Source organism: Aeromicrobium sp. JP4 (assembly GCF_054957925.1).
Window position 1 is genome coordinate 2,193,068 of sequence record NZ_CM143290.1, and the last position, 21,025, is coordinate 2,214,092.

At 69.8% G+C, this 21,025-nt stretch carries 17 protein-coding genes, 2 tRNA genes and 1 other RNA gene; 9 read left to right on the top strand and 11 right to left on the bottom strand.

Annotated features, from left to right (window positions below):
* Positions 1 to 12: 12 nt before the first annotated feature.
* A complete protein-coding gene (locus ACY1JX_RS10735) occupies positions 13 to 1,320 on the bottom strand; it encodes a Fic family protein (RefSeq protein WP_146826473.1) in 1,308 nt (435 codons plus the stop codon).
* Between the two features lie 101 nt (positions 1,321 to 1,421).
* A complete protein-coding gene (locus ACY1JX_RS10740) occupies positions 1,422 to 1,631 on the bottom strand; it encodes a helix-turn-helix domain-containing protein (protein WP_146826472.1) in 210 nt (69 codons plus the stop codon).
* 94 nt (positions 1,632 to 1,725) lie between these two features.
* Here ACY1JX_RS10740 and ACY1JX_RS10745 point away from each other — a divergent pair, with 94 nt between their 5' ends.
* From ACY1JX_RS10745 to ACY1JX_RS10755, 3 genes are all read left to right on the top strand, one after another.
* Positions 1,726 to 2,340, top strand: coding sequence for a helix-turn-helix domain-containing protein (locus tag ACY1JX_RS10745; protein WP_146826470.1), 615 nt, complete (start codon positions 1,726 to 1,728; stop codon positions 2,338 to 2,340).
* Positions 2,337 to 3,602 carry a tyrosine-type recombinase/integrase gene (locus ACY1JX_RS10750; protein ID WP_146826468.1) on the top strand — a complete coding sequence of 422 codons (1,266 nt, stop codon included), beginning with the start codon at positions 2,337 to 2,339 and terminating at the stop codon, positions 3,600 to 3,602. Before ACY1JX_RS10745 ends, ACY1JX_RS10750 begins: the two co-directional genes overlap by 4 nt.
* Before the next feature lie 140 nt (positions 3,603 to 3,742).
* On the top strand, positions 3,743 to 4,882 hold the full coding sequence (locus ACY1JX_RS10755) for a hypothetical protein (RefSeq protein WP_146826467.1): 1,140 nt from the start codon (positions 3,743 to 3,745) through the stop codon (positions 4,880 to 4,882).
* A 107-nt stretch (positions 4,883 to 4,989) separates the two neighbouring features.
* Here the strand turns inward: ACY1JX_RS10755 and ACY1JX_RS10760 are convergent.
* The 3 genes from ACY1JX_RS10760 to ACY1JX_RS10770 all read right to left on the bottom strand — a co-directional run bounded on the left by ACY1JX_RS10760 (position 4,990) and on the right by ACY1JX_RS10770 (position 8,380).
* Positions 4,990 to 5,077: transfer RNA gene (locus ACY1JX_RS10760), tRNA-Ser, on the bottom strand.
* Positions 5,078 to 5,135: 58 nt separating this feature from the next.
* On the bottom strand, positions 5,136 to 7,694 hold the full coding sequence (locus ACY1JX_RS10765) for a DUF4153 domain-containing protein (RefSeq protein WP_462563958.1): 2,559 nt from the start codon (positions 7,692 to 7,694) through the stop codon (positions 5,136 to 5,138).
* Positions 7,691 to 8,380: a response regulator transcription factor gene (locus tag ACY1JX_RS10770; protein ID WP_462563959.1), complete on the bottom strand. Its 690-nt coding sequence runs from the start codon at positions 8,378 to 8,380 to the stop codon at positions 7,691 to 7,693. The genes ACY1JX_RS10765 and ACY1JX_RS10770 overlap by 4 nt, the downstream gene beginning before the upstream one ends.
* Positions 8,381 to 8,503: 123 nt before the next feature.
* Between ACY1JX_RS10770 and ffs the strand changes: the two genes are divergently transcribed.
* Positions 8,504 to 8,600, top strand: an RNA gene (gene ffs, locus ACY1JX_RS10775) — signal recognition particle sRNA small type.
* Positions 8,601 to 8,603: 3 nt separating this feature from the next.
* Here ffs and ACY1JX_RS10780 read toward each other — a convergent pair.
* Together ACY1JX_RS10780 and ACY1JX_RS10785 are read right to left on the bottom strand one after the other, a co-directional pair.
* Complete coding sequence (locus ACY1JX_RS10780; protein ID WP_462563960.1) at positions 8,604 to 9,368, bottom strand: M14 family zinc carboxypeptidase; 765 nt, start codon at positions 9,366 to 9,368, stop codon at positions 8,604 to 8,606.
* Between the two features lie 4 nt (positions 9,369 to 9,372).
* Positions 9,373 to 11,121, bottom strand: coding sequence for a helicase HerA-like domain-containing protein (locus ACY1JX_RS10785; RefSeq protein WP_286930850.1), 1,749 nt, complete (start codon positions 11,119 to 11,121; stop codon positions 9,373 to 9,375).
* Between the two features lie 114 nt (positions 11,122 to 11,235).
* Between ACY1JX_RS10785 and ACY1JX_RS10790 the strand changes: the two genes are divergently transcribed.
* Together ACY1JX_RS10790 and ACY1JX_RS10795 are read left to right on the top strand one after the other, a co-directional pair.
* On the top strand, positions 11,236 to 11,538 hold the full coding sequence (locus ACY1JX_RS10790; RefSeq protein ID WP_181753351.1) for a type II toxin-antitoxin system VapB family antitoxin: 303 nt from the start codon (positions 11,236 to 11,238) through the stop codon (positions 11,536 to 11,538).
* On the top strand, positions 11,535 to 12,047 hold the full coding sequence (locus ACY1JX_RS10795) for a LytR C-terminal domain-containing protein (RefSeq protein WP_286930852.1): 513 nt from the start codon (positions 11,535 to 11,537) through the stop codon (positions 12,045 to 12,047). The genes ACY1JX_RS10790 and ACY1JX_RS10795 overlap by 4 nt, the downstream gene beginning before the upstream one ends.
* Positions 12,048 to 12,050: 3 nt before the next feature.
* On the opposite strand, the gene ACY1JX_RS10800 is transcribed toward ACY1JX_RS10795, so the two are convergent.
* Together ACY1JX_RS10800 and aroQ are read right to left on the bottom strand one after the other, a co-directional pair.
* Positions 12,051 to 13,556, bottom strand: coding sequence for a potassium/proton antiporter (locus ACY1JX_RS10800; protein ID WP_462563961.1), 1,506 nt, complete (start codon positions 13,554 to 13,556; stop codon positions 12,051 to 12,053).
* 33 nt (positions 13,557 to 13,589) lie between these two features.
* A complete protein-coding gene (gene aroQ, locus ACY1JX_RS10805; protein ID WP_462563962.1) occupies positions 13,590 to 14,036 on the bottom strand; it encodes a type II 3-dehydroquinate dehydratase in 447 nt (148 codons plus the stop codon).
* Positions 14,037 to 14,105: 69 nt separating this feature from the next.
* On the opposite strand from aroQ, the gene ACY1JX_RS10810 reads away from it, so the two are divergent.
* Together ACY1JX_RS10810 and ACY1JX_RS10815 are read left to right on the top strand one after the other, a co-directional pair.
* Entirely contained in the window at positions 14,106 to 14,633 is a 528-nt protein-coding gene (locus ACY1JX_RS10810; RefSeq protein WP_462563963.1) for a flavodoxin domain-containing protein, read from the top strand.
* A 3-nt stretch (positions 14,634 to 14,636) separates the two neighbouring features.
* Positions 14,637 to 15,506, top strand: a complete 870-nt coding sequence (locus tag ACY1JX_RS10815) for an LLM class F420-dependent oxidoreductase (protein ID WP_462563964.1) — start codon at positions 14,637 to 14,639, stop codon at positions 15,504 to 15,506.
* 68 nt (positions 15,507 to 15,574) lie between these two features.
* Here ACY1JX_RS10815 and ACY1JX_RS10820 read toward each other — a convergent pair whose 3' ends face one another.
* A complete protein-coding gene (locus ACY1JX_RS10820) occupies positions 15,575 to 19,909 on the bottom strand; it encodes a LamG-like jellyroll fold domain-containing protein (protein ID WP_462563965.1) in 4,335 nt (1,444 codons plus the stop codon).
* A 204-nt stretch (positions 19,910 to 20,113) separates the two neighbouring features.
* Positions 20,114 to 20,203, bottom strand: a tRNA-Ser gene (locus ACY1JX_RS10825).
* Positions 20,204 to 20,343: 140 nt separating this feature from the next.
* Between ACY1JX_RS10825 and ACY1JX_RS10830 the strand changes: the two genes are divergently transcribed.
* On the top strand, positions 20,344 to 21,003 hold the full coding sequence (locus ACY1JX_RS10830) for a hypothetical protein (protein WP_462563966.1): 660 nt from the start codon (positions 20,344 to 20,346) through the stop codon (positions 21,001 to 21,003).
* Positions 21,004 to 21,025: the final 22 nt, after the last annotated feature.

Genomic DNA, 21,025 nt, shown 5'->3' on the forward strand with positions numbered 1-21,025 from the left:
CTGGCCCGAGCTTCAGGGGCCTTGGATGCCGGGATCGGTCCGTTGGGCCGACCGGGGTCGATCGAACGCATTGATCTGGGGTGCCGCCGAGCCACGACGGGGCCGGCGATCGCGTGTGTCGGCACCGCCGACGCGGTTGCTCCGTTCAGTGAGGGTGACCAGGGCCAGATGCCGGTCGGCTGTCCAGCACACCAGACGCCCTCGGTCGGTCGTCCGGCCCAGGATCTGTGCCTCGGCGAGTTCGGTCAGCGCTCGGTGGGCCGCCGCCGGCGACACGTTCAACTTGGTGCTGACCGACTCGGCCGTCATCACCGGCTCTGCGGCCAGCGACTCCAGGATCCGCCACACTGCCGCGTCGCGACGGGGCACTGCCGGACTTCGGCCGCGGTCGCGGCGGAAGGACACCAACTCGTCGCGGAGTTGTTCATCGAGGGCGGTGATGCTCTCGGCCAGTCGCACGGCATTGCCGGTGGCGCGCTCGGTAGCGAGGGCGAACCCGGTCACCCATGCATCCAGTTGGGGTGGATCGGATCGGTATCCGGTCAGGCCGGCGATGTAGCTGTCCGTGTCGCCGGCGAGCACGGTGCTGATCGGGATGAGGGTGTGCCGGACCGCGTCGGCGCGACGCAACACCGTGTGGATCAGCGCACGTCCGGTGCGGCCGTTGCCGTCGACGAAAGGGTGGATCGTCTCGAACTGCGCGTGCGCGATGGCTGCGCGCACCACCGGATTGCCCGCTGTCGCTGTGAGGAAGCGCGCCAGGTCGGCGACGAGGCGCGGCACCTCGCTCTCGGGAGGCGGGACGAAGTCGGCACGCAACGGAGACCACCCGGCACCGCCGACCCAGTTCTGCTCGTGGCGGAGACCCCGGTCGAGGCGCGGCTCGATGAGGTGTTGCAGCGTCACGATGTCTTCGGTCGTGATCGGGTGGTCCCGCTCCGCGAGATCCGCGATGGCCGACTCCGTGGCCCGCACGTTGGCCACCACGTCGAGGGCCTGCCGGGGGCCGTGATGCAGCAGCTCGGCGATCGCCAGTCTCTTCGGGGTGACCCGGTTTCCCTCGATCCACGACGACGAGATGGACTCGGAGCGGATCAGCAGGTGGTTCAGGTAGCCGCCGCCCGCCCCGATCCGCTCGTCGGCGCGCGCCAACACGGCCAGCGCGTCCTCCGCGGCCTCCTGCGCCTCGGCTCCGAGGATCGGGAGGTGATCCCCCAGCTCGTCCGGCACGTACGCCAGGAAGCGCCCAGGGGTGCGGTCCTTGCGGCTCAGTCCACCGGCGTCATCGGGTCGCCACAGACGCTCGATGTACTCACCCATCAGCGTTGCCTCTCATGACCACATTTCTACTTTAAGGCATCTAAGCGAGAAATGCGGCAGAGCCGCTCACCTTTATGTTCAGCCGAACCGCGCAGGTTGAGTCACGCGTCCTTCGGGTCGAACAGCCGCAGGAACTTCTCGCGTGGAATGACGACTCGCCTGCCGAGTCGGACCGAGGGGATACTGCCGTTCTCGATCCCCACGGTCACGGTGCGCGGGTCGACGCCGAGCGCCGCCGCTGCTTCCACTCGCGTGATGACCAGGCTGCGAGAACTGCGGATCTGGTCGATCGTCACCGTGCTCGGCTGCATGCCTGCCCCCGCCTCATCTGACTCCAGTAATGGAGTCCTTCGAATCTAGGCGCCTCGAGTTGCTGTGTCAAGTATCGCGTTGTATGGTTCTTATATGAAACAGCGGCAACGTGGGAACCCAGCCGGCAACACCAATGCCCACGTGGCGGCCAACCTCCGACGTGCACGTCAGAGCGCGGGCTTGGACCTGCGCGAACTTGCGTCACGGGTCCAACGAGCGGGCCGCGCCATCTCTCACTCCGCGATCAGCAAGATCGAGAACGAAGAGCGCCGTGTCGACGTCGACGATCTTGTTGTGTTCGCCTACGTCTTGGACACGACACCGGCGGCGCTCCTTACCCCGCCCGAGGATGCCCCGGCGCCGACGGGTCTGCCGGACGGGGACTATCTCGACGAGGAGATCTGGGCATGGATGCGCGATCTCAGCCCGCTCATCGCGGGTAGACTCGTGTGGTTCTGGTACGGGCAGGCGGAGTCGACACGACGCCGCATTGAGCTCAACAAGAATCTGGTCGAGATGCACGTGGCCAAGGGCCAGGATGAGGGCATCACCACGGCTGCTGAGTACGAGGCGCGGATTGCCAAGGACGAAGATCGACTGCTCTTCATCAAGGCCCGAATCGTTGCGCTCGATCCCGCCGCCGCCGATCGCATTGTGCAGGAAGACCCGAGCCGCTGGGGGCCCGCCCCAAGCACGGACACACCATGACCCAGTCAACGTCCACCCGAGGTGACGAACAGGCGTCGGCGAACCGCCAGCGCCGATCCCGGTCTCGCCACGCCGGGTCGATCACCGCCTACGACACCCGCCAGGGCCGACGGTGGCGGTTCCAGATCTACGTCCCCAAGGACCCCGAACAGCCGGAACTCGGTGACACGCGGCTGACCCGTGGTGGCTTCAAGAACCTGGAGGAGGCGCAGGACGCCTTGGCCGCTGCGCTGAAGAAGCGAGCCCAGAACGAGCGGTTCCAAGGGAGGGTGCCAACTCTCGGCAGCTTCGCCACGTCGTGGTGTGCGTCCCTGCGGCTCGAAGCCTCGACGATGCTGGGCTACGAGAAGATCATCCGCAACCACATCGTCCCGGCGCTCGGCGACATCCGGCTCGACCACCTGACCGCCACCAGAATCGGGCGGCACTACCGAGAACTGGAGGCCTCTGGCCGGCGGGACAAGCGGGGATACGGCACACCGCTGGCGGCCAACACGGTCAACAAGGTCCACGTCGTCCTCGGGGCGATCCTCGACGCAGCCGTGGACGAAGGAATCATCGCGATCAACCCGGCCCGAAAGAAGCGCACGGTCAACGCCCCGCGCGCCTCACAGATCCGGGCTCAGCGCCCCGAGATTCTTACTTGGACGGGCGTCGAGCTCCATGCGTTCCTGCGGTGGAATCGGGACGTGTTCGACGACGACCTCTTCCCGCTGTGGCACGCCATCGCCTACACCGGAGTTCGCCGCGGCGAGGCACTCGCGCTGCGTTGGGCGGACCTGAACTTCGCGACCGGCCGGCTCGCGATCAGGCGCGCTGCGGACGTCACGGTGCGCAACAAGGCGAAGACGACGAAAACCGGCTCGGCGCGCGTGATCGACCTCGATTCCGAGACGCTGGCCGTGCTCAAGTCGTACAAGACCACGCGCGGAACCATCTCCCTCGACCTCGCGCGGGCCGACGCCTACGTGTTCGGCAACGACGCGGGCGAGATCCGGTCGCCCAACGAGATCAGCCGGCGTTGGAGGTACCGCGTCCGGAGAGCGCAGGACGACCTCATCGACCTGCCGGCGCTGACCCTCAAGGGCCTGCGGCACACGCACGCGACCCTGCTGCTTGAACTGGGAGAACATCCCAAGGTCGTCCAAGAACGACTCGGACACTCGACGATCACGACGACGATGAACATCTACAGCCACGTGACCCCGACGATGCAGAAGGCTGCGGCGGATCGCTTTGCGGCGCACCTTGAGGGCTCATAGTTGCTACGCGCAAGTCGAGAGTTCAGCCGGCGATTCGCCGCCCGCCGACGGTGACTTGAACCGAGGGAGACTTGGAAACTGGCGCACGTTCTGGGACATAGAACCAATCGTGGGAGTGCAACCGGCGCTAGCCTTCGGGGATGAATTCGTACGGCCCCGAGTTCCACTTAACTTGGCCTCGCGAGGTATTCGCTGCGGAGTCCCGAGCGATCGCGTCGATCGCCGGTTACGAAACGGCTGGAGCGATCCTGCTGGAGGACGCCTTCGATGGTCCGGAGCCCAAGCAGGAGTTCGAGCGTCGGTTACGGAGCACTGGCTGGGGTGGGGCCCCGAAGGACCGTACCTACTTGACTCAACTGGCGAACGACGTCGACCAGTTCCCGACGGAGCGAGCGCGCTATTGGAACGCGCGGACCCGGCCGGATGCCCCTGCGGCCATGCTGTCCATGCTCGAAGTGCAACGGGAGTGGGCTGCGGAGATGTTCGAATTCCAGAGGCTCGGATTCCTCTCCAGAGTGGCGCCGAAGGAGTGCGTGGACGGCGAGCCGGTACCGCCGCCTGACCGCAAGATCGAGTCAGAGGTGTTGAGGCGGGCGGGTCTTCGGATTGCGTGGCCCCTTACGTCAGAGTCGCCCTTGGGTGTCGACGACTTCTACACACTTGTCGAGGTCATTCACGACCTGGTTGCGCGTCCCCGGTTGAGATACGACCACACCTACGGCAACTGCGGCTGGCATTTCGATGACTACGTCCCGGGAGTTGGTCAGGGGATTTACCGCTGGAAGACCAACGCCCTGTTCGCGCAGGGCGACCTTGGGCTAGCGCTGGCGGATTCAGGCGAAGACAGGGGGCGACTGGTCCGCGCTCCAGGGGATGACCGAGACGAACTTGTGTTGCGGACTCTGGAGCGAGTTTCTGCCAATGCGAACCAGCACGACGATGACGCCGCGGAAGTCCGACACGCCATCGCGCAATTCCGCGCTCGTGGCGCATCCCGGCTCGACAAGAGGGCGGCTTGTGTGTCGCTGTCTGGAGTGCTTGAGCGGAGGCGCCAGCACCTGAAGGACAACCTCCTCAAGAAGGACGAGGGAGCGCTCTTCCAGATCGCCAACGAGTTCGCAATTCGCCATCAACGCGCCGACCAGAAGGCGGACTACGCGGACGACTACCTCGATTGGGTGTTCTGGGTGTACCTGTCGACCATCGAACTGACGGACCGGATTGTCGAGTCGCAGCGGAAAGTCGCGACGCCTGTCAAGGCTGAAGAGCCACCGTTCTGACTCGTTCCGGGCGTATCTCAGAGGCTCTTAGCACTTATCTCAGCACATGAAGCAGGTGAGCGCCCCGACCCGGGAGATGTCTTCGCAGGTCAGAGGCGCTCAACCACTGGCGGAGGATAGGGGATTCGAACCCCTGAGAGCTTTCACTCAACCCGCTTTCCAAGCGAGCGCACTAGGCCACTATGCGAATCCTCCGCGCAGGAGTCTACGTGGCCTCTCCCGCGGCGAGCCAATCGGGAGGGACTCTCGCCCCTCAGTCGTCGGTCTGGCCGGGGCAGTAGGCCGTGGCGTCCGACTCCAGACCCAGTGACTCGGCGCGGCTGCGACCCAGGTTCCACTCCAGCCAGGCGGCCGGCTCGCGTCGGTCGGTCGACAGCGCGCACTCCTGCTCGTCCCCGAGTCGCGAATCCAGCGTCGGGACTGCGTCGTCCGAAAGCTGCGACAGGAAGTACCAGTCGACCTTGCCGGTCTCCTCGTACCGGTCGAGGTTGTGGTCGGCGATCCACGCGTCGGGATTGATCGCCGCGATCCCCAGCAGCAGCACCGCGCCGCTGATGAGTCCGAAGCGCGGCAGCCACGTCGCGCGGAGCTGCCAGCCGGCGGCCAGCGTGGCCAGGACGAGCAGGCCGAGCCAGCCCTCGAAGACGTCCACCAGCAGTCGCAGCTGGGTGAAGCCGTAGGCCTCCTGGTAGAGCGCCATCCGGTTCAGCGCCGAGGCCACCACCAGCAGCGTTATGACGCACAGCAGGCCGAGCGCGACCCGCAGCCACGTCCGGTCCTCGACGGTCTCGCGCGGTGCCTTGCGCGAGGCGGCCCACACCACGAACAGCGTCAGCACAGTGGCGACGGTGAGCTGGCCGAAGCCCTGGTGGACGTACTCGGCGTAGGTGAGGCCGGTGGTGCGCTCGAAGTAGTCGCGCCCTCCGAAGATCGCCGCGGCCTGGGCCACGAGGAAGGCGGCGAACACCGCGTCGACGACCAGCACGGGCACGAGCCACTCGAAGCGCTTCGCGACCGGGCGGCTGTCCCAGCGCACCGTGTCCACCTCCGGCGGGTTGAGCGCCAGGTAGGTGCCGGCCAGGGCGATGCCACCGATGGCGATCGCCACGAAGACGCGCACCGCGAAGTCCGGTGAGCCGAAGTCGGGGACCAGGCCGCTGAACCACTCGGCGAACAGCGCGTCGGCGGACATGAACAGGAACGCGAAGATCGTCAGGCCGAGCACCGACCACAGCACGGTGCGCAGCACGGCGATCCCGTGCCCCGTGCCGGTGAGCATCCGCATCGTCCGGCCGAGCCACGGGATCCCGCGCAGGCCGGCGACGGGCCACGAGATCGCCGAGACCACGAACGACGGCACGTTGCGGGCGTCGGTGAGCGCCATCGTGGCGATCGCACCTCCGGCCATGAGGCACAGGATCACGATCCACTCGGCATCGCGGAACAGCGCCGTCGAGGCGAGCGCCGTGCACAGCACGGCGCAGGCGATCGTGAACGGTCGACGCCGCTTCGGGCTGGCCGCGAACAGCAGCAGGCCGGCGGCCATCAGCACGAGGAAGGTGCCCAGGCCGAGGTCGTGGAACGGCAGCGCGATCCCGGCCAGCACTCCCACGCCCACGGCCCAGCCGAGCAGGCGAGGGCGCCCGGGCACGCCGCGGTCGGGCCAGAAGCCGCCGAACAGCGAGTCCGTCATCGAGGGCAGGGGCGGGGGGCTGGCCTGCGGGGACTTCGGCAGGGGCGCGGGTGCAGACGGTTGGGGCACGGGGGTCTCCTTCGGTGCGGCCACGGGGGCGCGGTCGGGGGTGGACGGCAGGGCGGCGCGGACGCGGGCGCCCGTTCGGCCGGGCTCGGGGTCGACGAAGCCGATGGTGCCGCCGTGGAGGTCGGTCACCCAGCGGGCGATGGCCAGGCCGAGCCCGGTGCCGCCTCCGCCCTCGGTCTCCGCGAGGGTGCCGAAGCGCTCGAACGCCCGGTCGCGCGATCCCGGCTCCACGCCGGGACCCTCGTCGGCCACCTCGAGCAGCCAGCCCGCGTCGGTCGCGGTCGCGCGGATCGACACGGTGCCGCCCGCGGGGGAGTGGCGCGTCGCGTTGTCCACGAGGTTGGCCACGAGCTGCTTCAGCCGGGCGGGATCGGCCTCGACCGCGAGGTCGGGCGGGTCGACGGTCACGGTGATCTCGACGTCGCGCTCGCCGTACTGGAACTCGTCGGCGGCCGACTCGAGCAGCTGGCGCACGGTCACGGGCTCGAGGCGCAGCTGCGCCGCGCCCGCGTCCACGCGGGACAGGTCGAGCAGGTCGGCGACGAGGGCCGACAGCCGCTCGGCCTGGGCCAGTGCGCTGCGCAGCGTGGCCGGGTCGGGCTCGCTCACGCCGTCGGCGAGGTTCTCCAGCAGCGCGCACATGGCCGTGAGCGGCGTGCGCAGCTCGTGGCTGACGTTCGCGATGAGGTCCCGGCGCTGCCGGTCGACCTGCTCGAGCTCGGCGGCCATCCGGTTGAAGGCGCGGGCCAGCTCGCCGATCTCGTCACGCGAGGTGTCGGTGATCCGGGTGCTGTGGTCGCCACGCGCCATCCGCGCCGCCGCGACGGTCATCTGGCGCAGCGGCGAGGTCATGCCGGACGCCAGCAGCTGGGTCACGGCGAGGGCCAGTGCGATCGTGACGGGGATGCTCAGCCAGATGGGCACGCCGCCCGCGGAGCCCACGGTGGCCACGACGGAGGCGACCACGACGCTCACCGCGACGAGCAGGCCCAGCTTGAACTTCACCGACCCGATCGGGTCGAGGGGCCGACTCATCGGGCGCTCGCTCATCGGGTGACCTCGAGCGCGTAGCCGACCCCGTGCACGGTGCGGATCCGGTCGGCGCCGATCTTGGCCCGCAGTCCCTTCACGTGGCTGTCGACCGTGCGGGTGCCGGAGGCCTCGGCCCAGCCCCACACCTCGGCGAGGAGCCGCTCGCGCGAGAGCACGTCGCCCGGCGCGGCGGCCAGGCACACGAGCAGGTCGAACTCCGTCGGCGTCAGATGGATCTCGTCGCCGCCGACCCACACGCGGCGCGCCCCGACGTCGAGGCGCAGGTCGTCCCACTCGCGGACGGAACCCTGCGCGGAGGCCGCCAGCTCGGCCGCGCGGTCCACACGACGCAGCAGCGCGGCGACGCGCGCCACCAGCTCGCGCATGCGGAACGGCTTGGTCAGGTAGTCGTCGGCCCCCACGGCGAGCCCCACGAGGACGTCGGCCTCGTCGTCGCGCGCGGTCAGCATCAGCACCGGCACGGGGCGGATCGCCTGGATGCGGCGGCACACCTCGTGACCGTCGAACCCCGGCAGCATGACGTCCAGCACCACGAGGTCGGGGTCGTGCTCCTCGAACGCGGCGACCGCGCCCGGCCCGTCCCAGGCCCTCACGACCTCGTGGCCGTGGGCACTCAGGCGGTCGGCGACGGCGGCCCCGATGGTGGGCTCGTCCTCGACGAGAAGGATGCGGCGTTCAGGCATGACCCCAACCTAGGAGGCCGCCTCGTCGGATTGCGGGGACGAATCGTGAAGATCCTGTGCAGATCGCCCGCGCGAGTTCGGGCGCCCGCTTCAGGTCCTCACGCCGGGGCCCGTATATTGGTGTGCAGCCCCTCGCGTGGCGGCACATCACCCAACTCCCCCAGGGCAGGAATGCAGCAAGGGTCAGTGGTCCCTGCCGGGTACGCGAGGGGTCCTTGCGTTCCTAGGGGTGCACGCGTGCCGCGCGCATGATGCCGCGGCTGGCGCCCTTGACGTAGCCCGACGAGGGCCGGGCGCCGTACTCCACCGTGATCGCCGTGCCGTGCTTGGCGTAGTAGCGGTTGTACCAACCCGTCATGGTCGGCGAGGTGCCCTTGCCCTGCGAGACGCCGAAGTGCTTGCGCTTGAGCCCGAGCTCCTTCGCGAGCCGCTTCTCGAAGGCGACGTCCTTGCCCGACTTGCCCACGCCGTGGAGCGGCTGGTGCAGCGAGACGATGTAGTCGGGCGTGCGGCTCTTCAGGAACTTCATGAGCGTGCGGGTCTCGCGCTCGCTGGCCCGCTTCGGTCCGCCGTACGTGCGAGATCCCTTGGTGCCGCGGATCCAGCCGGTGGTCGGCCAGTTGCGGTTGAGGTCGACCCCGCGCGCGTTCGTGCGGGTGCCCCGGGCGGCGCCGTCGGGGTTCATCGTCGGGATGATCCACAGCCCGGTGCCCGCCTTGGGCTTGACGCGCTTCACGGCGTGCTGGGCGGTCCTGCGTCCTGCCGGCTCGTCGCCGTGCATCTGACCGAGGATCAGCAGCACGCGCTCCGGTGCCTTGGCGCCGCGGTAGAACGCGACGATGCTGCGCCCCTGGTGGCTCTTGCCGATCACGACCTTGCGCGTGATGTAGGTCGAGTCCGCGGCCTGGGCGGGCACGCTCACGAGGGCCGGCGCGACCAGCCCCATCGACAGGACGACTCCTGCTGCTGCCTTCACGACCCCCGACATGTGATCACCGCTTCTTCTTGAAGATCGCCTTGATGAGCTCACGGGCGGCGGTGCGACTCGCCTCCCCGATCGCCCGGTCCATCGGCGACATCCGGCTCGAGCCGCGGGTGCGGCTCTTCGCGCGGGTGCCGGGCGAGCGGTCCCGGGTGAGGTCCTTCTCGAGCTTCTCAGCCTCCTCCGCGGCACGCTTGCGGTCAACCTCCGCTGCGGCGGCCTCGGCGCTCGCGCGCGTGCGCTCGGCCATCGCGGCGGCGGCTCCGTCACCGGACTCGACGGCGGCGTACTTCGCGGTCAGCGGCGACGCGGCGACGGCGGCCGTCATCGTGGCTGCGGGAGTGGGCTCCATCGAGCCCTCGGGTGCGCGGACGCGGGTCCAGGCGACGGGCGACGGCGCACCCTTCTCGTTCATCACGGTCACGATCGCCTCGCCGGTGGCCAGCTGCGTCAGCACCTCCTCGAGGTCGTACCCCGAGTGCGGGTAGGTCGAGACGGTGGCCCTGAGCGCCTTCGCGTCCTGCGGGGTGTGGGCGCGCAGCTGGTGCTGCACGCGCGAGCCGAGCTGGGCCAGCACGTCGTCGGGCACGTCCTTGGGCGTCTGGGTGACGAAGAAGATGCCCACGCCCTTCGAGCGGATGAGCCGCACGGTCTGCACGACGATCTCGAGGAAGTCCTTCGACGCGCCCTTGAACAGCAGGTGGGCCTCGTCGAAGAAGAACACCAGCTTCGGCTTGTCGGTGTCGCCCACTTCGGGCAGCGTCGCGAACAGCTCGCGCAGCAGGTACATGAGGAACGTCGAGAAGAGCTGGGGCTGGTCCTGCACGCCCGGGACCTCGAGCAGCGAGACGATCCCGCGTCCGGCCTCGTCGGTGCGCAGGACGTCGGTCACCTCGAAGGCCGGCTCGCCGAAGAACACGTCGGCGCCGGAGTCGGCGAAGGTCACGAGCTCACGCAGGATCACGCCCACCGTGGCGCTGGACAGACCGCCGATGGCCTTGAGCTCGGGCTTGCCCTCGGCGCTGTCGAGGTACGCCACGACCGCCCGCAGGTCCTCCAGCGTGACGAGGCGCAGCCCGGCCTTGCGGGCGTAGTGGAAGACCAGCGAGAGCGAGGACTCCTGCGTCGTGTTGAGGTCGAGCACCTTCGACAGCAGGATCGGGCCGAAGGACTCCACGGTGGCCCGGATCGGAACGCCGATCCCCTTCGAGCCGAGGGCGTAGAACTCGGTGGGGAACGCCGTCGCCTGCCAGTCCTGGCCGATGCTGGCGGTGCGGGCGAGCAGCTTCTCGTTCGACGCGCCGGGGGTGGCGATGCCCGAGAGGTCGCCCTTGATGTCGGCGGCGAAGACCGGCACGCCACCGGCCGAGACCTGCTCGGCCAGCACCTGGAGGGTCTTGGTCTTGCCCGTGCCGGTGGCGCCCGCGACGAGGCCATGGCGGTTCAGCATGCCGAAGGGGATCCGCACGGGCACGTCGGCCCGCGGCTCCCCTCCATCGACGAGGGCACCGATCTCCAGCGCCGGGCCGTCGAAGGCGTACCCCGTCCGGACCTGGGCGACCTGCTCGCTCTCGGTGCCCTCAGCGGGGGCGCTCGTCGAGGTCTCGGCCGGTCCCTGCTCGGCGGCCTGCTGCGCGGCCTCGGCGGCGGCGGCCAGCTCGTCGGCGTGCCGCTGGGCGGCCTCCGCGGCGGCGCGGGCCTCTGCGGCGGCCCGGGTGGCGGCGGCGACGTCGTCGGCGGAGGGATCGGTCTCGGTCATGTCCTCAGGCTAGTTGTCCGCGGCGCGATCGCGGGGTTCCCGGACGCACGGGGAGGCGAACCGCGGGGATCGTCGGTGGCGCGGGCGCTTCGGTGGGGCCCTTAGACTGGGCAGGTGATCTTTCGCCGCGTGGGGGACGGGCGGCCGTACCCCGACCATGGACTGACCCAGAGTCAGTGGGCTGCCATCGCGCCCACCCAGGTCCGGCTCGACGACCTCACCACCACGAAGACCACGCTGGATCTCGAGACGCTGCTCGACACCGACTCCACCTACTTCGGCGACCTCTTCGCCCACGTCATCGGCTGGAAGGGCGAGCTCTTCCTCGAGGACGGGCTCCACCGGGCCCTGCGGGCCGCGCTCCAGCAGCGGACGATGGTGCACGCACGCGTCCACACGATCGGGAAGCAGTCATGAGCAAGGCAGTCGAGCGACTCGTCGTCCTGGGCACCGCGGGCGTGTTCGTCGCGGGCACCGCGCTGGGCGTCAACCTGGCGTTCTCCAAGCCCGAGCCCGTCGCCGCCGAGCCCACGTGCGAGGTCAAGACCGTCGCGAAGGGCGAGGTGCTCAGCAGCAACCTCGTCATGGTGCACGTCTACAACGCCAGCCAGCGCGCCGGCATCGCCAACCGCGTCAAGATCAACCTGGAGCGCCGCGGCTTCCTCGGCGGGGTCGCGCAGAACAACCCCGGCCGGCTGAAGTCCAAGAACGTCATCGTGCTCTCGAGCGACCCCACGGATCCGCGGGCGAAGCTCGTCGCGCGCCAGTTCAAGGGCAAGGTCATCTTCAAGGCGGCCGACTTCGAGACCGAGGACGGCATCTCGGTGCTGATCGGCCCGGACTACGAGGGACTCAAGAAGGCCAGCACGAAGCTCGAGGCAGCGCGCGACGTCTCGGTCTGCGTCCCCACCATCACCCTGCCGTAGCGGCTACCCGCCCTGACCGGCGCGCGGATCGAGGTCCCAGCCGGCCAGGCGACCGTGCCGCGCCACGGCGCGCAGGCGCCGCTCCACCGACTCGCGCAGCTCGCGCGTGGTGACGATCAGCAGCTCGTCGCCCACGCGGATCCGCGTGGTGCGGTGCGGCACCAGCGTGGAGTCGTCGCGGACCACCATCGTCACCGAGGCGCCTCGCGGCAGCCGGAGCTCGCCCACCTCCACGCCGGCCAGCCGTGAGGTCGGTGGCACGTGGATCTGCAGGAGGTCGGCCGAGATCCGCTCCAGCGGCGCCGCGTCGATCTCCACGTCGCGCCCGCGATCGCTCTCGACCCGGCACCAGCGCGCCAGCCGGCCCAGCGGCGCGGCCTGGATGATCGTGTAGACCACCACGGCCACGAAGGTCATGTTGAACAGGTCGATCGACTGGGTGACCCCGTTCGCCAGCGGGATCGTCGCCAGCACGATCGGCACCGCGCCACGCAGCCCGGCCCAGCCGATGAAGAGCTGCTCGCGCCACCCCACGCGGAACCACGCGGCACAGGCCGCCACCGAGGCCGGACGGGCCACGAAGGTGAGCAGCGCGCCGATGCCCACGCCGGCCCCGATGTGCCACAGCTCGATGTCGCTCGGGTGCACCAGCAGGCCGAGCATGACGAACAGCCCGATCTGCGCCAGCCAGCCGATGCCCTCGACGAACGAGCGCGTGGCCGAGCGGTGCGGCAGCTCGGTGTTGCCCAGCACCACCGCGGCCACGTAGACCGCCGCGAAGCCGCTCGCGTGGACGAGCGCGGCCGAGGCGTAGGCCAGGACGGTGAACGCGAAGACCACCAGGGGGTAGAGGCCGGCGGCGGGCAGGGCCGCCCGGCGGAGCAGGCGCGCGCCGCCTCCGCCCACCAGGAGTCCCAGCAGGGCACCGACCACGAGCTCGAAGACCACCAGCGCGAGGAATCCGGCGACCCCGTAGTCCGCGATCTCGCCGACGCTGATGGCCGTGACCAGCACGACGATGGGGGCGTCGTTGAGGCCGGACTCCGTCTCCAGGACGCCGGAGACGCGCGACTTGAGCGGCACGGAGCGCAGCACCGAGAAGACGGCGGCGGCGTCGGTGGGCGACAGCACCGCCGCGATGAGCACGGCCAGCTGCCAGTCGAGCCCGAAGAGGTAGTGCGCGCCCGCGGCGACGATCCCGACGCTGATCGTGGTGCCCACCGTGGCCAGCAGCACGCCGAGCCCGAGCGCGGGCCGCATCGTGGACCAGTTCGTCGTGAGGCCGCCCTCGGCGAGGATCAGGATCAGCGCCGACAGGCCGAGCACGAGCGCGATGTCCGCGTCGGCGAACTGGACCCCGGCGCCGTCGTAGCCGATGAGGATGCCCAGGCCCAGGTACATCAGCAGCGACGGCAGCCCGACGCCCACCGAGAGTCGGACGGCCAGGACGGCGAGGATCAGGACCCCTGACCCCGTCAGCAGGATGACGTCGAGGTCGTGGGAGGTCACATCATCGCCTTCCCTCGTGCCGGTGGGCCGATCCTATCGGCCCTCGAGGTGGGCGATGAGCCGTTCGGTGGCGCTGCGGTAGCCCGGAACGCCCTCGCCGATCACGTGCACAACCGCCACGTCGGCCACGTACGAGTGGTGCCGGAACGGCTCGCGCGACATGACGTCGGAGACGTGGATCTCGGCCACCGGGAGGGCCACGCCCGACAGCGCGTCGCGCAGGACGACCGAGGTGTGGGTGAGTCCACCGGGGTTGATGACGATGCCCGAGCAGTCGTGGCGGGCCTCGTGGATCGCGTCGATCAGCACGCCTTCGTGGTTGCTCTGGAGGGCGCGCACCTCGTAGCCGTGGGCGGTCGCCGCCTCCGTCACGAGCGCCTCGACGTCGGCGAGGGTCTCCGAGCCGTAGATCTCGGGCTCGCGCGTGCCGAGCAGGTTCAGGTTGGGCCCGTTGACGAGCAGCAGCCGGCGCGTGGTCACACGGCCAAACCTACCGGGGCCGGCTTTCGGACCGGCGCAGTGAACCCGTCGCGGCCTAGCCTCGGAAGCGTGAAGACACTCGTGGTCCACGCGTCCAAGTACGGCTCCTCCGAGCGGTACGCCGAGTGGATCGGGGAGGCGCTCGGCGCCTCGGTGGTGGCCGAGGACGAGGTCTCTCCCGAGCAGATGGCGGCGCAGGACACGGTCGCGTTCTGCGCCGCGATCTACGGTCCGAGCCTGCGTGGCAGCAGCCTCCTGCGGCAGGCGATGGAGCTCTCCACCGCGACCCGGTGGGTGCTGGTCACCGTCGGCCTCAGTGACCCGGCGCTCACCACGAAGCGGGACGAGCTGGTTGCGACGAAGTTCCCCGCCGACCTGCGCGAGCGGATGGCGGTGGCCCACCTGCGCGGCGCGATGGACCGTCACCGGCTGAGTCTCGTGGAGCGCACCATGATGTCCACGATCCGCCGCGGCCTGGCCGCCAAGCGGGCCCGCACGGCCGAGGAGCAGGCGATGCTGGAGGCGCTCGAGCCCGACCGGATCGACCTCACCGACCGCGCTGCGGTCGCCGGAGTCGTGGAAGCGTGTCTAGGCTGAGGAATGCGTTTCAGCGTTCACGTCTACAACTTCACGATTCCCGGCGAGCCGCAGTCGCTCGCCCCCACCCTCGCCGAGACGGCGCGCCGGGCCGAGCAGGCCGGTGCCGACGCCGTCACGCTGATGGACCACTACTTCCAGATGGAGACCGTGGGCCGCTCCGAGGACCCGATGCTCGAGGGCTACACCGGCCTGGGCTACCTCGCCGGAGTCACCGAGCGGGTGAAGCTGGGCCTGCTCGTCACCGGCGTCACCTACCGGCACCCGGGCCTGCTCGCGAAGATCGTCACGACGCTCGACGTGCTGTCCGGGGGCCGGGCCATCCTCGGTCTCGGCGCCGCCTGGTACGAGCGCGAGCATCACGGTCTCGGCGTGCCCTACCCGTCGATGGGCGAGCGGTTCGAGCGGCTCGAGGAGACGCTGCAGATCGTCCACCAGATGTGGAGCGACGACGACGGTCCCTACGAGGGCAAGCACTACCAGCTCGCCGAGACGATCTGCCGTCCCGCGCCGATCCAGCAGCCGCGTCCGCCGATCCTGCTCGGCGGCATGGGCGAGAAGAAGACGCTGCGCTTCGTGGCCGAGTACGGCGACGCCTGCAACCTGTTCCCCGCCGGCACCGACGTGATCCGCCACAAGCTCGAGGTCCTCGACCGGCACTGCGCCGACGTGGGCCGCGACCCCGCCGACATCCTGCGCACCCTGCAGGGGCCGGGCGACGCCGTGAAGGATCCGGAGAAGTTCCTCGAGGAGATCGAGGCGTACGCCGAGCTGGGCATCCAGTCGGTCAGCGTCTCCCCGCACGGCCCCGACCCGGTGGGCTGGGTCAGCGAGTTCGCCGAGAAGGTGGCCCCGCGGCTCAAGGAGATCTGAGCTGCGTCGAAACGCCGACGACGAAGGCCCCGGGGATTGCCCCGGGGCCTCCGTCGTTCCTGCTCGGGTCAGCGCTTCACCACCCGCAGGGTGATCGCCGTGTTGCGGGCCCCCACGCGGTCGTTGCCGAGGTAGCTGACCACGAGGCGGTGCTTGCCCGCCTTCAGCTTCGGCAGCCGCACCGAGACCTTGCCGTTGCGCACCGTCCCGTCGGCGACGACGCGGCCCTTCACCTTCACGAGGACCTTGCCGTTGGTCTGGGCCGGCGCGGCCACGCGGACCGTCACCCGGGCCCGCTGCGACGTCTTGATCCGCTTCTTCGACAGCGAGGCGCGGACCGTGGCCTTGGCCTTCGCGACCCGCGAGGCCGTCGAGGTGGCGGTCACGGGCTGGTGCCCGACCGTCGTGGCGGTCACGCGCACGCTGATCGCCCGGCCGATGTCGGCCGCGGTCACGCGGTAGTCACCGCCCGTCGCGCCGCGGATCGGCTGGCCGTCCCGCAGCCACTGGGCCTGGAGCGTGGCAGCCTCGGTGTTCGACCACGTGCCGATGCTCGCGCGCAGGACCGAGCCGACCCGCAGCGAGCCGCTGACCTTCGGCCGGACCGTGTTGACCGGGGCCTTCGCGCCCTTGACCTCGACGATCCGGGTGACCATCGACTGGTTGCCGTTCGCATCCGCGACCGAGTAGGTCAGCGCGTAGCTGCCGGGCTTCGCGGTGTCGACCTCGCCGAGGACCTGGACGTTCTCGGTGACGTCGCCGTCCACCGCGTCGACCGCCTTCACGCCGTCCATCGGGTCGAAGACCTCGTTCAGCTCGACCGAGCCGTTCTCCGGGACGGTCAGGGTCGGCGCGGTCGTGTCCGTGCCGCTCGAGCCGGCCGTGAACAGCGAGATCTGGCTGACCTCGCCCGGCAGCTCGTCGCCCGAGGCCGCGTCGACGCTCGTGGCGTGCCAGGCGTACGTCCGGCCCGCCTCGAGCCCGTCCCACGTGACCGTGGCCGGCCAGCCCGAGCGCACCGTCTCCTCGCCGATCACGCGATCGGTCGGGTCGACGACGACCAGCCCGTCGGAGCTGAAGCTCGTCTTGCGGGTCGTGAGGTTGATCGGCAGGCGCGTGTCGTCCTCGGTGCCGTTGTAGCGGAAGCGGTCGTCGTACTCGGTGGCGCCGAAGTTCTTCAGCAGCGGCGAGTAGGTGTCGACCGCGACCTCGCCGGCGTCCAGGTCGAACTGGAGCAGGCGGAAGAACGACGAGCCGAACTGGAGCGGCGTGTTGCTGTCGTAGCCGACTCCCGTCAGCCCCAGCTCGTCGGAGTTCACCTTGTAGAACTGGTAGTCAGCGAGCAGCTCGACCACATGGTGCCCCTTGCGGGCGACGTCGCGACGCAGCTCGATGCTGACGCCGTGCTCGTGCCCGGACAGTACGAGGGCGACGTTCGGGTTCTTCCTGATGACGGCGTCCAGCACCTGGCGACCGTCGTAGGAGAACCCGCTGCCGCGGCCGTCGGGGTTGACGCTCGGGGTGAGGTAGGCGTGCGTCAGCAGGATCGCGTTGCGGTCGGGGAACTGCTTGAGCACGCTGTCGGCCCACGCGGACTCCTCGGCGTCGACGCCGAACCCGAGGGACACCACGACGAAGTCCATGTCGCCCTCGCTGAACAGCACGTAGTTGTTGCTGCTGTCGCCGGCCTTCCACGGGGTGTACTCGGCGCGCGCCTGCTTCCAGGCCTCGCTCTGCTCGAGCGCGTCGTAGCGGTCGGGACCGAAGTAGTCGTTGTACAGCGCGTCGGGCCCGGTGTCGGCTCCGTAGAGGTTGTCGTGGTTGCCGGGCAGCGCCGTGTTGACCATGCCCGCGTCGTCGAGGACCTTCTGGGCCTCCGAGGCGACCTCGAACTCGGCGCGCGCGTTCGGCTCGTCGGAGCCGACGTTGTGCCAGTTCTCGATGACGTCGCCGGTGTGGGCGGTGAACGCGATCTTGCGCTCGTCGGCGTTCGCCGCGATCCACTCGGTGATGCCGCGGTAGGCGTTGCGCCAGACCTCACGCTCCTGCGCGGTCTCCTGCTCCACCGCGCCCTCGGACAGGTACTGCGTGTCCGTGAGGTGGGCGATCGAGAAGTCGTAGTCGTCGGGGCTCTCGAAGGAGTCCTTGACCTCGTTGGGCAGGTCGTCGGCGAACGGGTCCTCGCCGGTCAACAGGACCGGCACGCTGCCGTCGTGACGGTGCCGGCTGCGCAGGTCGCCGGTCAGCTGGACCTGACCCTCGGCGTTGCCACGGGAGCGGGCGAGCTCGTCCCAGGTCTCGCCGTCCCAGACGCGAAGGACCACCTCGCGCGCGGGATCGACGCGGCCACTCCAGATCACCTGCTGGTCGGAGCTCGACGTGACCGGCACGTCGAACTGCTGGAACGGCATCTCCGCGGCGGACGGCGAGTCGAGGAACGTGTCGTCCCCAGGAGCGGCGGCGTCGGTGATCGGCTTCTCGTCGGTGCCCGTGAAGTCGCGGCCCTTCGGGATCTCGGTCAGGACGCCTTGGCGTCCCTGCTTCGCCACCACGACGTCGGCCTCGCGGAAGGTCGTGCGCACTCGGTCGCCCGAGGGGTTCGTGGCGTTGGCCGAGAGGCGCACGGAGCCGCCGCCCTGCTCCGTCTCGGTGCCGCCGGGCGTCGGGACGTTGGCGGTCGTGAAGGTCGTCGTGTGCTCGATCGGGGTGCCGAACACGTCGTGGCCCGCCACGGTGAGCGCGTGCTCGCCGGCCTTGAGCCCGGCGCCGATCTCGTCGCCGGGCTTGATCGGGTCGCCGTCAAGCTCGTAGCGGACGTCGCGGCCGACGCCCTCGGGGTTCGTGAACTCCACGCCGAAGCGGGTGCGCTTCGTGAGGCGCTCGCCGGCGGCCGGCGTGGTCGAGCTGACCTTGACGTTGTAGTTCGCGGGGCGACCGGCGAAGGCGTCGCGGCCCAGCGCGAGCACGCCGTCGGCGTCCACGGCCTCGCTGAAGACGCGCACGCGGCTGATCGTCGACGGGGAGAAGTAGTTCGGGCGGTCGCGGCCGGTCGCGTCGCCACCGATCACGAGGTTGCGGGCGCCGGCGCTGGGCGAGCTCAGCGTGCCGGTCGCGGGGGTGCTGGCGGCCAGGACGCCGTTGACGTAGAGCCGGACCATCTCGCCGTCGTACGTGCCGACCGCGTGGTACCAGCGGCCGCTCTCGACCTGGACGCTCGTGTTCCGGTACGCACCGCCGATGTGGGGGTTGAACGAGAGCCGGTCGCCGTACATGACGACGGCGAAGCCGCCCGCCTCCTTGGCGCCGCACAGGTTGCCGCGCGTCTCCACGCCGCTGGCCTGGAAGTCCTCGTTGTACTTGAAGACGCACTCGACGGTCATCTGGTTCGCGAGCTTCGGGAACTGCGCCTCGAACGGGTAGAGGTAGGCCGAGCCGGAGCCGTCGAACTCGGCCACCTTCGTGCCCATGGGGGCGTCGTCACGCACCTCGGGCGCGCCGAACGTGCGCGGGCTCAGGCCCTGCGCGCCGTCGACCGGGGCGCCGGAGGAGAAGTCGAGGTCGAGGACGTCGGCCTTCGGGGCCGCGGGTCCCTCACGGTCGGCGTCGGCGAGCGCCGAGACCTGCTCCGCGCTGAGCGGATCGCTGTAGATGCGACTCGTGCGCAAAGTGGTCGCGGCGAAGAACTGGGGCTTGTTCGCGTTGCTGACGTCGGCCGCCAGCATCATCGAGTCGGCGCCGCTGGTCGAGTGCTTGAACGCACCCGCGGCGGGGACGTCGCGGACCAGCTCGCCGTCCAGGTAGAGCTTGAGGCGCGTGCCGTCCCACGTCGCGACGGTGTGGTGCCACGTCCCGGTGGTGATGGGGACGCGGACGCTCTTGTAGCCGCCGCCGACGTGGATCATGAAGTGCACGTCGTTGCCCGACATGACCGTGGCGAAGCCGCCCGACTCCTTGGAGGAGCACAGCGCCGCCTCGGTGCTGGCCGCGGTGCGCGGTCCGTCGAACCGGAACGAGCACTCCAGCGACATGCCCTGCTCGAGCTTGGAGAACTCCGACCGGATCGGGTAGCTGACCGCGTCCTTCGTGCCGTCGAAGCTCAGGACCGAGCGCCCGGTGCCGAGGTCGGCGGCCGCCTTCGGCTCACCGTGGACCGTGGGCTCGAGGCCCTGGGCGTGCTCGGTGAGCTTCCCTCCACGGAAGTCGACGTCGAAGACGTCGGCGGTCGGCAGGTCGACCGCCTGGCGCAGTGCCGAGGCCGCGGCCGGCGGCGCGGCGATGGTCGCCATCGAGCTCACCGCCGCATCGGCGAGACGCGGCGAGGCGAGGGCGGGGGCGGTGGAGAAGGTACCGAATCCGACCGCCGCGGCGAGCGCGAGGCTGGAGGTCGTGCGAAGGGATCGCATGGGCAGTGTGCTCCTACGGGAAGGCCATCAAGACCCACTGAGACTCGCGGCGTGAGGTTCCTCACGGTGAACGCGAGGTGAGCACGGGGCGCAGGGTGCGTGAGCACTCGGTGCGTTCGGGGTCCGTTCGCCCGGCGTTCGCCCGGGCTGGGCAGGAAAGCGAGAACCCCGCCGAGCTCTCGCTCGACGGGGTCCTGATGCTGCTGGCGGTGGCGGTGGGATTTGAACCCACGGTGGGCGTGAACCCACACACGCTTTCGAGGCGTGCTCCTTAGGCCGCTCGGACACGCCACCGCCGAGGAGTTTACGTCAGTCACCCCGTCGCGACCCAATCGGGGCGGCCGGCCGTGGCGCCCGGCGGGCGGCAGAGGGCTGATTCGTCGGTCGCGACGGTCTACGATGTGACATCTCGCGGGAGCCCCCGGACTGCGGGCATGTCACATCGCCTACAGAAGGGCTCCGCCGTGAAACGTCGCAATCTCCTCGTGGCCGTCATCTCCGCACTCGTTCTGGTGGTGGGCTTCGCGAGTCCTGCCCAGGCCCAGACGGTGAGCAAGAGCTACTCCATCTCCAAGCGAATCAACGTCGGGGGGAACATCTGCGCCACCGTGAAGCTGACGGGAAAGATGCGTGGAACCGTCACGTACATCCACGGCTCACGGAACGATCGCATCCGGTTGAGCAAGCCGCGGTTGGCCAGCCCCTCGATCTCGGCGTCCTACGCCTACTGCACGCGCCCCCATGCCCGGAAGGTGACCAGCTCGACGGTGACGCAGCTCTGGCACTACAGCGGGTGCAAGTGGAATCCGAGCATCAGCGCCTCAGTGCCGTTCGCCGTGAGCGCGTCCGTCACTCCCACCTGTGGCAACTTCCGCGCGGCACGAGCCAGTGCCAAGGGCGGAAAGGGCTACGGGGCAGCGCTGAGGGTGTCGGGAGAGACGGCCACGTGGAACCGCACCGAGACGTACCCGGTGCGGACCAAGAAATACACGACGTGCATCCGCGCCGCGGCGACGGTGAAGGTGCGCACGGGCAACACCACGTACGCCCGCGGCAAGCCTGTGGACTTCGGGAACGTCTGCCTCAAGTGGTGACGCTGATGGTCCGCCCGATGGG